This window comes from Micromonospora sp. CA-111912 (assembly GCF_050948415.1).
In the GTDB taxonomy this organism is placed as follows: Bacteria; Actinomycetota; Actinomycetes; order Mycobacteriales; family Micromonosporaceae; genus Micromonospora.
Map to the genome: position 1 here is coordinate 710,666 of NZ_CP192007.1, position 12,306 is coordinate 722,971.

A 12,306-nucleotide genomic window follows, 5' to 3' on the forward strand; every position below is an offset into this window, starting at 1 on the left:
TGACGACGACCCGACATATCCCGGCAACACCCCGCCCGACACCACCCGCCGAACGGTGACCCGGCGTCCGCGTCGTGACCGGAGATACCGCTCGAAGATCAGAAGCGGTGCCCCGAGGGCCGCCGCCGGCAGGAGCGTTGCCCTCCAGCACGTCATGATCTTCGATGATGTGCGGTAGGTGTGCTCCCCAGCCGGTGCCACTGCAGGCCGGGTGCCAGTCAGGGCCGACCGGTCCGGCGGCCGGGGTCGCAAGCCGGGGTTCGGGTGCTCGGCGTGTGCTCTGGCCTGGGCCAACCTGGCCCGGGCAACCCAGGTCGACGCAGGCCACTCCCTGCCACCCCGTACGAACCCGCAGGTCGCTAGACTAGGCCCTCGCGCCCCCGTAGCTCAGGGGATAGAGCATCGGTTTCCTAAGACGGTTCTCTATCTGTACCCGCAGGCAAATGACCTGCGGCTTCCTATTCTGTTCTTCATGTTAGTGGGTCGCACACACGCGTTGCTGTGCTCGCTTGCCTAAGATCGGCAGAACAGCCGTAAGTCCTGCTCAGGCCGTGCTTCGGCCGGTCCGGCGCGTCCTGCCGGGATCGGGCGAAGTTGCCGCGCTCGTCAGCTTACGGTGCCGCGAGAGCTTGGGCCAGCAGCGTGGGAAGCTTGGCTGCGCGTGGCTGCACCGCCGGGGTGCAACAGCAGCACTCCGGCATCGCTGGGCATCCTCCAGCGACCGCAAGCTGGTGGCATCGCTCAACTCGGCTGCCGACGCATCAGCGCTGCTGTCGCGGCGCGCAGGAGTGAGGCGGAGCCACTTCCATCGGCTTCACGGACAGGTGTTCCCGGCCGACAGTTCGCACGGATGAAGCCAGTCGCGGCGTGAGTCGCGCACCTTGTGGCCATGACTACGACGTCGGCACGCCGAGCCCACTGTCTTAGTTGCGTGCCGCCGACGTGATCATGGCTGGTGATGACGTTGACCTGTGGTGCGACGGCATTGAAGGTCCCGGCTACCCGGTCGAGGACTTTTTCGTCCAGTGAGTACAGGAGCAGATCCTGCGCCATCACTAACGACCATGCTTCTGCTGATGTTTTCGGTGCGGGCCCAGGCCACGGGAGTTCAACGGCGATTTCGGCACTTAATTGAGCGGCAAAAGTGGCCTGATCGGGGTCGAGGCGGGTGCTGTGATCGCTCAGCGGTCGAAGTAGGCGGTAACCCAGTCGAAGCCGGGCGTCGGAGTCTGGACACGCCGACCGTGCGACGAGGTCGACGAGGTCGAGGACGAGTGGGGCACGATCGGGGCCGGCCCATCGCGGTGCTTCAGCCGTCAGGTCGTCCAGGAGGTGTGCGTATGCGGGGGCGTCCGGTGCGGACCGAAGGACGATTTCCGTGAGAGCGACGACGCCGGCCAGGTCACCAGGGCTGAAACGGTCATGGGTGAGCGCGTTAAGGAGGAACTCACGTGCTGATTTCGCCGCTGGGGTCAGGTAGCGGTCCGAATCGACGAATGGGCCAACAAGTGACCAAATTCGGTCCGCCGCTGCATCGTCGAGTTGACCGAGGACGGCCGCGATCTGGTCGTCGTGCTCGACTGCTTGTGACCATTGGCGCCACTGCTCGCCGGCAAGGACCTCAGTGACGGGTGACCGTACTGCGACGGCTTGTATCAACTGAAGCCATGACGCTGGTGCTGCTGCCGGCGGGCTGGATCTGCGTTCGGTCGGTTCTGGGACATTGCCTCCCCCATACGGTTCGGGGCGGGTGTTGCGGTATTTCGCGGCCAGTTCAGGTGCCAACCGTTCGACCGCTTGGAGGACATCGGGTTGGTCGCGTAGGAGGTCTAAGATGGGTGTGCTGTTTACGACGATTGCAGCTAGCGCAAGGACAGTGAGCGCTTCAGGGCTCAGTTCGGAAAGTTCGCCGTTCATGAGGGCGGGGACCAGAGTTCCGGCCTCGATGAGGCGGGTCCGCGCAAGGTCGAGGTCGCCGTTTGCTAGGGGTTCCGCCAGTGCGGTGGCAAAGATCGCTGCGAGGATGGCGTCGCGTACAGGGATGGGTGGGTGCGTGATGGCGACATCTGGCAGTTCTGCGAGCCGGAGCAGTTCGCTGTTCCGGCCGAGGCGGGATAAGCGCTTGATGCGCAGGTGAGCGACGTTTGTGGCGCTGAGCCCGCCGGTGGCCGAGAGTTGGTCGAGGATCGATGCTGAGGCGGAGTTGTCGCCTGCGGCCATGGCGATGTCAAACTGGCTGAGCAGCCGGCCGACGGGAGTCGGCGTATGCCAGGACCGTCGTGGGCGTGCTCGTATGGCTTGCTGGAGTAGCCGTACGGCGTCCCACATGTCTTTCTCTTTCGAGCGTGGGCTCGCGATGACGAAGATTGAACTGTGGCCGGCGAACTCAAGGACAGCCCGATCTATTGGATCATTCGGGTTGAGGCGTGCGGGCAGTCCGTGAAATCTTGCGAAGCTGGTGCCGATGAACGCCTGGAGCAGTTCACCAACCGTCGCCGCATGTCGTTCATCGTGGGGGATGACGTATGCCACCCATTGCCGGGTCTCGGGGTCCTGGCGCGGCAGGATGATGGGGACGTCAGATGCCTCATGAAGGACTTGGAGGTAAGGAACGAGGCGGCGTCCGACAGGCGAGCCCGGATCGCGGTCCGGCCACACAGGATTTGCTGGACCGAAGAACGCTTCGATGAGCCGGTCCGCCCGAGTGGCGTAGCTGCTCTCGGTGCGGCGCCCGGTCATTCGAGTCCTCCAAAACGGTGCCGGAAGTCGAGGCGGGCGGTAGCGGCAGCTTCACTGCTCACCTTGTAAGTGACGGCTTCGTCGTTGATCTGCATGCCGCGAAGGGTGAGGTTCATGGACCCCGTGAGGAGCCAATCGTCTCCGCAGAAAGTCTTCTCATGTACGTCTTCGTGTTGCTTGATCTGCAGGTTCTCGCCGTCGGCGCTGCGGCGAAGGCGGTCCAAGAACGTCGAGTTGTGCCGGTCGGGGCGCGAGACGACTGTCACCCGGGCCTGGTTGTAAGTAAGCAGGGATAGGACTTCGGAAAGGGTGTACATCCGGTTCGAGGGGTCGACGAACACGCTGTCGAAGCTGCCGCTGGTGTTGTCGATGGCCGGTACGTCGCTGATCCAGGGAGACACGAGCCAGAGTTGGCTGCTCGGTGCCACCAGTTCAGCGGTGAGCACGGTTGCCAGCACTGTGTCGATGCGAAGGCCGGTCGCCCGGCCGGTCCGGACAACTCGTTCCAACGTCACTGCGTAGCCTCGCGAACTTCGATCGTCGCGCGTAGATTGTCGCCGTCACGTGTGATGGTGCGAACGTCGCCGTAGACCCGCAGCACGTCGCGATCTACGGCGACCGCCGGCACGGTCCTGAGGGCTGTGCTGAAGGCTCGCATCCGCTGTGCCGGGGCGACGAGCACGACGGCGCCGCGGTCGCGTACTGCCGTTCGGTAGTTGTCGAGCCAGTCGACGTCGTCGACGTTGACCACAGGCAGCCGTTCGTCGTGTGCTGCCTGCGCCAAGAGCCGATCGAGGATCGGCGTGGGGGCGTATGGCTGGTAGTGCTGTAGGTGTTGGACTCGGGCCTTGTTGCCCCGGGGCCACAGCAAGCTGAACACCTGGTCCGGTGTAAAACTGGTGTTGCCTGCATTCGGCACGGCGACTTGTCCGCTGCCGATGAGATATGCGAACACTGCTGCCTCGACCTCGAAGCCGAGGCGTTGCTGGAGGGCGTCCCAGGCGTGGACGAGTCCGAGCGCTGCGGCGTCGGTGGCGTTGGTGGTTCCTGGTCTTAGCAGGCGGGTGGAGAGCGCTGCCACGGCTTGATGGCGTGGGTGGCCGGTGAGTTTCGCCCATGCTGATCGAAGTTGTTGCAGCGCGCTCTCAGCGGCATGGGCCGAGCGCGGGTCACGGAGCGTGGACATTGCCTGCGCGGCGGGCCCTGATGGCTGGGACACGACATGGTCGAGCAGTTGTACGACGGTACTGTGAATGTAGTCGTGGTCGCTGGGGCCTAAAGCGCTGTCGACGAGGTTCCAAAAGCGGCGCGGATTCTCGGCATAGTAGTGCGTCAGTTGTTCGATGATTCCGATACCGCCCAGCGACGTTTCGCTCAACCAGACCGCGGCGGGGCCTCCGGTCCCAGGCGGCAAAACGACGTCGACGATCAGGTCGCGGTCTTGAGCGTCGGGGCACGCGCGTTGGGCAGCGGCCAGAATCGCGGCTGCCACGGTCTCGCGGTACGTCCGTTGGGCGAGGTCTTCCGTGAGGCTTACGACTTGATCGGTCCAGAGCAGCCGTGCGTGGCGGTCGAGGCAGTCAGTGAGCCGCGCATCGTTGCTGAGTTCAGTCAGACCGGCGACGAGCCGCTCAGGTGCGGCGGTCGCGACGGATCCGGCGTCGCGGTAGAGGGCACGCAGGATCTGTTGGACGTCGTTGCGCCAGGCGCCACGACTCAATTGGGCGTGAAGGCGTTCGCCGGAGGTCGCGTTGTTGGGCTGGGTCGCGGCCAGGGCATATGCAGCCGTATACACGGTGGTCAGCCAGTTCCGCTGGAATGGATTCGCTACACCGTCGAGCGCCGGGTCCTCCGCGACGGCGGTGGCGAACGCCAGCGATCGCCACTCTGGCGATTTCAAGTGTTCGGCGACGGTCGGCCGAGTGAGGTTAAGCGGTGCGAGGTCGAACCGGACTGCGTCGACGTTTAGGCGAAAGCCCAGCGCGGCCGGATGGCCGTCCAAGCTGTAGCGGACGCTGCTGGTGACGGTGCCTGCGGTGCCGCGGTCATAGGTCGTGTCGCATTCGGCCCCGAGCGTCATTCGGCGGACCTCAGCCGGGTTGCCGGCGGCGCTCGTGGCGAAACCAACGGCGGTGATGCGGTCGGTCGAGTTGGACGGCTTGGGGATGTCCGCCATGTAGAGGCCGCTGCTGGGTTCAAGGATTTCAGACGCCCACACCGGAATGCCCTGCGATCGATCGGCGACCTCGTCCGGTGGCTGCTGCAGAGCGACGACGTGGGGCCGGAAGACCTGAACCGGCTGATGTCCCGTCGGTGACCAGGTGCCCTGTGGTGTATAGGTCTCGACGAAACTGTCGATCTCTAGAGCGCCGTTGGCCTGGACATCTGGCAGCGGCAGCCACGTGCGGTGATTGCTGCGGCGGTGGCCATAGCGGCGGCTGACGCGTCCGGGCACTGCCTCGCGGAGCGCCCGCTCGATGGGAAGGGCTTCCCAATCCTCTGCGAATGGCAGCCGGAAGTTGACCTCCGGCACGTTCAGCGGCTCGTACAAGGCCGTGGTGAGGAACTCGGGTAGCAGGCTTCCGGGATGCGCGCCTGGGTCCGGGTCGACGGGTCGCCACCCGGACCGCAGCCGGCGCAGGGCGGTGGGCACCACGCCGAGCAGGAGGGCACGCGGCTGTTCCCAGAGCAATGCCTGAGCCTCATCGGCGCTGATGTCCAGGGCACGACGCAGGTGGACGATCAGGCTGTCCTGCAATGTTGGGTCGATGATGAGTTTTTCTAACAAATCGGCGAGTGCCTGCCCCTGTGCTGGAGACGGCGGGCGGGCAGTCGGGCGTGGCGCGGACAGGAGCCGGCGTGGGTCGATCCGGTTGTCCCGTAGCGTCGTGGATAGCCAGTCCAGCAGAGCCTGCGCGCCTTGGATTTTGAGTACGAAGCGGTTGCGGACCGGGAGGCGGCGCGCGGTCAACTCGGGCGAGAACAGGGAGTCGTAGGCCTGGTATGCCAGTCTGTCGCGGCCGTAGTCCGACAGGGTGATGACGGTCCAGGGGCGGGTTCCTCGGCGACGTCCGGCGCGACCGCGGCGTTGAATGAAGGCAGCCGCGTCGTGTGGCGCCTTGTGCTGAAGGACGAGACCCACGCGGTCGTCGTCGTAGCCCACCTCCAGCGACGCCGTTGCAACGATGAGATCGGCATCATCGTCCACACCGACGTCCTGCGATGACGTACGTCCTACGGCTAACTGTCCCATCAGAGCGCGAGGGTCTATGTCACGTCCAATCTGACGTACCAGATCCCACGACTGCCCGTCGATGAAGCGTTCAGCCCGGAACGGCGCTTCCGGTGACCGGAGCCCGGCCAAGACTCGCCCGGCTCGTCGAGGTCCGCGTCTAGTGCCTCCTCCTTCGGCGTCGCACAGGTCATCGTAAAAGCGGTTCGTGACGTCCAGGTCATCAGTGAATAGGAAACCACGCGAGCCGTGAAGCATCTCCCGGCCGGGTAGGTCGAGGATTCGGCCGTACAGCATGGCGGTCTGAATGGACGTCGACAGCTGGCTCGCGCCGGAGACCGGGTCGGCGCGTAGAGCAATGGCGTACTCCCGGCCTTTGTTCTCCAGGTCTCGCGGCTGCGGCGTGACGTACTCCACCGACGCGTCCGACAGACCTGTGAGCAGTGCGAAGAATGCAGCGGCGTCACGCAGGGTGGCGCTCAGGCCGACGAAGGTCACCGGGTTTCGCACGGCGTGGCGCCATCGCCGGAGTACGAGTCCCACCTGGGCGCCGTGCATGCCGGTGTAGGTGTGAGCCTCGTCCAGGAGCACCAGCGAAGGCCGGCGTGGGCCGCGCCAGCCAAGGAGTTGACCGAGCCCAGGGTCGGTGGCGTTGCGGTTGAGCATCTCCGTCGTGGTGAATAGAAGGTCCGGTGGATTGTCGCGTAGCGAGTCACGGGTCAAAACGACATCGTCGATGACAAGCCCACAGGTGGCCTGAGTGCAGTGCAGGCGATCCCGGTTCTCGTTCTGATCTTGGCGAGACCAGATCAGTTCCTGGCGGCACTGGGGACACGACAGGTAGGGGCACACGACATCGGCGCCGCGACTGCGCCACGCACGGGTCAGGTGAGATGTCTGTGCGCGTAGACGCTGGGCGTTGTGCGGCGTGTCGCCGTACAACACTCCGATCCTGAGCCGGCGGCTCGTCCCGGCGCCGGCCTCCCCATTCACCCGCAATGAGGTGGCGACCGCCTCCCGCAACTGGTCACGCAGCAGTTCGATCCGAGGGTAAAGAGCCAGCGTATGCACACCGGTTCCGCCCGTCCGCATGTGCGCAGCCATGGCGGCGAATGCGGGGAGGTAGAAACCCAGCGTCTTTCCGCTGCCGGTGCCGGCACCGACGATGACGCCCGCGCTCTGGCGCGCATTCAGCGCCGTGGTGATCGCTCGCGTCGCGTCCACCTGGAATCTCGCCACAGTTGGATGTCTGAGCAGCGCTCGGGCGGTTGACTCATGCCCGGCCGTCCACGCCTCGGTGAGGGCAAGTTCCTGCAGGGCGTCCTCGATGAGGACGTTGCGCTCAGGGTAGCGACGCGGTGCTGTGTGGAGGCGGTAATCGGCGACGAGCGTCTTACCTTGCTCCCACCAACGCGCTGGGGGCGACGTGAGGTCGCGGGGGCCGAATAGCTGTCGCAGTCGGGTGGTGAGACGCACGGTCTCGCCCATGCGTGTGCGGTAGCGGGGCGGTGACGTCGCCGGGATGCGCATCAGCAGTGCGCCATCGAGGAGGGCCGTGAGGACGTCGTCGGGGTCCACGTTTGCCGAGGTCGGGGACTGCAGGAGTTGCTCATTGATCGTCTCGAGCACCTCCTCGTGCGAGAGGGTGCCCGTGGTCACGCCCCAAACCAGGAGGGGCAGTTCGAGATCCTCCAGATGATCGAGGACGCCAGACAGGGTGCGTCCGTCGAGCCCCTGAGTCACAAACCCCTCCTATGGAGTTCAATCTGGTCGGCCAGACCGTACTCCCGTAGCATTTTGATCTCTGCGTCTGAGACTCGATCGAGTGACACCCGCCGGCCAAGGCGAAACAGTAACGCCTCAAGCTCCGGTTCGGGTTCCCGCAGGTAGCTCAGCGACTCCTTCAGGCTGGCATGTGTCGTCACGAAGGAGGAGATCTCCCGTACGTGAGGCACTTCGATCTTGCCAAGTCTCTTCAGTTCGGTGAACGACGTCTGCTGGTCGCGCTGGGCGGCAGCGGGCAACACTGCCAAACGTTGAATCGGGAGTTCGGCCAACCGCTCGCTGGTCCACCTCAGCCACGCCCCTGTCAGCGTGGCCTGCACCCGCTCAAGGACGCCCTCTACCTTCTGGCGGGCCGCAGTGATGGCGCGAACTGATGGCAGTCCGTCCGCGGCAAGTTGCGCGAATCTCTCGCGTCCCTCATCGACCTGACCCACCGGCACATCGGCGCCTTGTTCCTGCAGAGCGCGACCCGCTTCAAGCAACCGGCGCAGTTGCTCAAGCGCGCTGCCGAGGCCATCGGCCTGCGTGAAAACCCGCTTGGCGTTGTCTTCCGCGACAGACCCTTCGCGTAGCCGGTTCGCCTCAGCCGTGAGCGCCCTCGCCTTGTCTAGAACAGACATCGCTGTCATGGCCCCACCTCTGTCCACTGCCGCAGAACTTCTTGAACCCGTAGTGCCGCCGACTCGCCAGAACCGCCAGTTTTCAACCTGGCCTGGTCCAGTCGCTCGGTCAACCAAGCGTTACCAGCGACGAGGAAGCGTTCAATCGCGGCCAGGTCCGCCCCTCGGTCTGCTGCGCATGTCGCCAGGATGGCGCGGAACCGGCTGTCGTCGTCCTCGGCAGCCGCGACACGCGCTATGTCACGCTCCAGCCGATCGATGGATTTCCAGTCGCGTTGCCGAACGTCAGCCAGCAAGGATCGGAATGTTGGCAGGTCCACCGGGCCAAGGCCCTCGTCGACCGCGGCACGAAGAGCCTGGTCAACCGCCAGCACCGTCTCGGCGCCGCTGACTCCTGCGGGTAGCAGAGCGCGAACCTTCTCGAGGGTGTGCCGCAGGTCGGCAAACTGCGCATCGGCCACGACAGCAAACTGATTGAGTCCGGACACTGCCTTGGTGGCCCACGAGGGAAGCTTGTCGGGGCGCTCCCAGGCCCACTCTTGGGATGCCTCACCAACCAAGGGCAAGGCCCGTGTGCCGTCGACGATGCGGACGTTGCCTCGCACCCCTCGCGTGAAGCCCACACTGTCTCGTAGCCTGGCGACCAGTTCGCCACGGCCGCTGCGGTGAGCCTCCCAGAGCCGATTCCAATGCGGTGTGCGGCTCAGTCCATCCGCTCGTTCCCACCCACTCCCGTCGGCAAGCGCCGCGTTCAGCAATTCTGTGTCCTTCATGCCCGGCCAGGCGTGGCCGGCAAGCGCGGCGCCCAGCAGAGAGGCGCGGAACCCGAGGATGAGTTCCCGGTTTGAGAAGCCACGGTGGCGTTGTACGGCACGCTGGAGGTCGGGTTGGTGATGCTCCGCGATCTCGTGGAGGCGTCGTATCGCTGCCGCGTTACCTGCCACACCCACGCTCGCCAGGAGTATCTGTCGGAAGAACGTGGCGTTGCTGGGATTGCGCTTGAACCGAATCGGGGCGTCTGCCGTTCCCGGCAACCGCTCGCTCGCCGCACCTTCGATCGACACGACGGTGGAGTTCGATGGCCATGCCCTGTCAAGTTCAGCAGACTGGGGGTCCGCCACAACCGGATCGATCCACATGCACCTGTTGATCACGGCCTGTCTGATCGTCCCTCGAAGGTGAGCAGCGGTAGTTTGCGGCAGTTGACTGTGTCGTCCCTGCCATTCTTCGACATGATCGATCATCATGGCCAGGGCGCGAGGAAGTTCTTGCGCGTTGGCGCTGGCCGGCTTCCTCCTCCCGGAGGTGGTGTCTTCCGTTGCGCGTGTCGTTGTCTGGCCGGGTCCGCTGGCGAGATCGTTGAGATCGAGAAGGCCAATGCTGAATGCGGCGTGCATCGCCGGGTCAAGGTTGGTTATTTGGTCTGGGGCGTCGCCCCAGAACTCAAGGAAGGCTTTTCGGCGGCTAGCGTCGGCGTGGTCGCGTTCCTCGATCTCCCGTTGCACTGCGCCGAGCATGTAATCCTCACCAGCAGGAGTGCGGTAGTCCTCGCTGAAGCGTTGATCCGGGAAGGATCCGTCACGGAGGGCATGAGCGTGATCGACCAGGACGGGCCGGATGACCTCGCCGATCACCGCCCGCGGGTTGAACGAGTTGGGATTATTGTGTGCCGGTCGTGCTCGGATGGCCCGTCGCAGGGTTGGCCAGTTAAACGGGTAGAGCCCATGCCCGTCGACCGACGCACCGAAGGTGGAATGGCATGTCTCTTGGAACTCGCACGTGACGCATCGGTTGGGCACGTCTGCCCCGTTCGCGATATTGGCATTATCTAAGGCCTCTCGGCCGACGCGCGCGGCGTTGAGGTACCGGCCGGCGAAAGCCGTGATGTCAGATCGGCCCTGCTCGCCGGTGTCGAACCCAGCATCCAGGTCGTAGAGGTACGGCGTAGCCGCCTTCGCGCGGGTGAGCACCGTCTCGGCCAGCCGCGCGAAATAGCCGGTAGTCACGGCCATTAGCGTTCGGACAGGAGCCAGTTCGGCCTTGCCACTGCGCACCCCCGCCTCGATCAGGGCGTCGAGCAGGTCACGCTGAACACCCTGGAGGACGACGAAGTCCTCGATCAGTAGGACGATTTCTTTGCCCTGGGCTGCGTACTGGCGGCGAATCTCCAACATCGCTTGCTGTAGGCGGCCGCCGCCCATGTTCCAGGCAGCGGTGATGGCGACCGGTAACTGCTCGGTGAGGATGTCGATCGCGGCGGTTTGCAGTTCCGGCCTGTTCGTGATGAGACTCAGCAGGCGTCTGGCTTTGTCGGATGCCTTGTTGACGTCGGCGATGTCTAGTGGCAGGTCGGTGATCGAGAAGGCTGTCGGTCGGTCGTCTTCGCCATCCCGTCGGTCGGAGAGGAGACTGGCGGCAAGCCGCGGGATCAGCTTGCCCTTCTGCAGCAGATGGTCGCGGACATGGGGGTCAAGCAGGAGAAGAGCGAGATTGCCTGGCCCGGCGAGGACGCGTCCTTGGCCTGGTCTGGCGTCAGCGACCGCAACGGCCTCGGACAGCTCGTTGATGAGGCGGCGTTCCAGACCTTCGACGTCCAGTTCCGAGCTCATGCGGTCGACGTCGGCGCGCAGTTGCGCCAATTCAGGGCTGTCGACTCCGGGTTGATCGAGCAGCGTCCGGACGACGGCCCGCAGGCTCGTGCTGGTCTTCGGCAGGTAGATCACCACCCGCTTGTCGGTCGACGGCGTTAACTCGTGCACCCAGCGGACCAGATGCGATTTTCCGGTTCCGGACTCGCCGGTCACGGGCATCAACAGGACCCCGTTCGGGGTGTCCCGCCCCAGGAAGTCTCGCCGTACGTCCTCCTCGGTGACTGCCGTGCCGGGGTCGTCGGTTTTGGCCTCGGGGTGTCGGCGCCTGATGCGCAGTGGCGCATGGGTGGCGAAGAAGACGGACGGTGACGGGCTGACGGCTTCCGTGCTGATGGTCGTCGCGGCCTCGATCGGTGACCAACAGAGGAACTGGCGGAACTCAGCCATCGAGTGGCTCCAGGATGTCAAGGTGGGTGATCCGGTGCGTCCCGTTAGCCCGGTCGGGATCGACGAGCAACACCTCATCGTCGGCGTCGGAGCGGCGGTCGAACTTGAGCCAGCCTCGCTCCTCGCCGCAGAAGAGTGCGAATGATAAGGCGGAGGACACGTCTATCGAGGTTTCCTTGAGGTCGAGCGCGAGGCTGTAGCGGCCGCCAGGTAGGACAGGCAGAACCTCAAGGAGAGCGGCGATCGCGTCTCGTGCTGCCAGCCGCGCGCCCGCTGGCCAAAGCATCCGAGCCGCACGCTGGACAGCGACCGCGCAATCGGGTTGGAGCGTCAGCTTGGTGGGCGTTTGCAGGAGCGGGCCGGTCGCGAAACCGAGGGCTTTGGCCCAGTAACCGAATCGGTTCCGGCGGACGTCGTTGAAGTTGGGGTCGCTGACGTGTTCTGGCAGAGTCCTGCGCAGCAGGTCAGCCATGGCGTCCTCGTCGACTGGCGTGAACGCGTCGAGGGTGAGGAAACATGCCAACGCTCTGACCAGGTCCTTGGGCCCCTGGTCGCCTTCGTGGGCGATTCCTTCATTGCGGTGAGACTCAAGGACACGTGTGCGCAGCAGATCGGCGTACCCGGGGTAGTCATCTGGGGACTTCAGTCGGCCGTCGTCGCGCAAAGTGAGGCGATCGTCTTCTAGGGCGATCAGATTCAGGTCCTGAAGCGTTTTGACCGCGTTGTCGAAGGTCTTGTCGGCGTCGGCCTTGTCAGGTGGCAGCAGGCTGCCTGGCCTCAGCGCGGCCCGTACAGCGTCGTGGGTTTGGCGCCGGCCAGGCGCCGACGCTAGGTGCCTGGCAACCACCCACATGGCAGTAGGAAAGGACGCAGGCTCGTTCAACAGCGTCAT

The 12,306-nt window shown here is 64.9% G+C and carries 6 protein-coding genes; all 6 read right to left on the reverse strand.

Annotated features, from left to right (window positions below; all coding sequences use genetic code 11):
* Positions 1–741 precede the first annotated feature (741 nt).
* The 6 genes from ACQPZO_RS03335 to dpdG are packed head-to-tail and all read right to left on the reverse strand — an operon-like array spanning position 742 to position 12,306.
* The gene (locus tag ACQPZO_RS03335; RefSeq protein WP_433346916.1) at positions 742–2,739 is read right to left on the reverse strand and encodes a protein DpdD; all 1,998 of its coding nucleotides are present in this window, start codon (positions 2,737–2,739) and stop codon (positions 742–744) included.
* On the reverse strand, positions 2,736–3,197 hold the full coding sequence (dpdK, locus tag ACQPZO_RS03340) for a phospholipase D-like domain-containing protein DpdK (protein WP_433346918.1): 462 nt from the start codon (positions 3,195–3,197) through the stop codon (positions 2,736–2,738). The genes ACQPZO_RS03335 and dpdK overlap by 4 nt, the downstream gene beginning before the upstream one ends.
* Positions 3,198–3,250: 53 nt before the next feature.
* Positions 3,251–7,714, reverse strand: coding sequence for a protein DpdJ (gene dpdJ / locus ACQPZO_RS03345; RefSeq protein WP_433346920.1), 4,464 nt, complete (start codon positions 7,712–7,714; stop codon positions 3,251–3,253).
* Positions 7,711–8,385 (reverse strand): hypothetical protein, encoded by a 675-nt coding sequence (locus tag ACQPZO_RS03350; protein ID WP_433346922.1) that lies wholly within the window; start codon positions 8,383–8,385, stop codon positions 7,711–7,713. Before ACQPZO_RS03350 ends, dpdJ begins: the two co-directional genes overlap by 4 nt.
* Positions 8,382–11,414, reverse strand: coding sequence for a protein DpdH (gene dpdH, locus ACQPZO_RS03355; RefSeq protein ID WP_433346924.1), 3,033 nt, complete (start codon positions 11,412–11,414; stop codon positions 8,382–8,384). Before dpdH ends, ACQPZO_RS03350 begins: the two co-directional genes overlap by 4 nt.
* Positions 11,407–12,306 (reverse strand): protein DpdG, encoded by a 900-nt coding sequence (gene dpdG, locus ACQPZO_RS03360; protein ID WP_433346926.1) that lies wholly within the window; start codon positions 12,304–12,306, stop codon positions 11,407–11,409. Before dpdG ends, dpdH begins: the two co-directional genes overlap by 8 nt.

Coding starts and splice junctions, on each gene's coding strand:
- ACQPZO_RS03350 (WP_433346922.1), bottom strand. CDS start 8,385: ATGACAGCGATGTCTGTTCTAGACAAGGCGAGGGCGCTCACGGCTGAG.
- dpdG (WP_433346926.1), bottom strand. CDS start 12,306: ATGACGCTGTTGAACGAGCCTGCGTCCTTTCCTACTGCCATGTGGGTG.
- dpdH (WP_433346924.1), bottom strand. CDS start 11,414: ATGGCTGAGTTCCGCCAGTTCCTCTGTTGGTCACCGATCGAGGCCGCG.
- ACQPZO_RS03335 (WP_433346916.1), bottom strand. CDS start 2,739: ATGACCGGGCGCCGCACCGAGAGCAGCTACGCCACTCGGGCGGACCGG.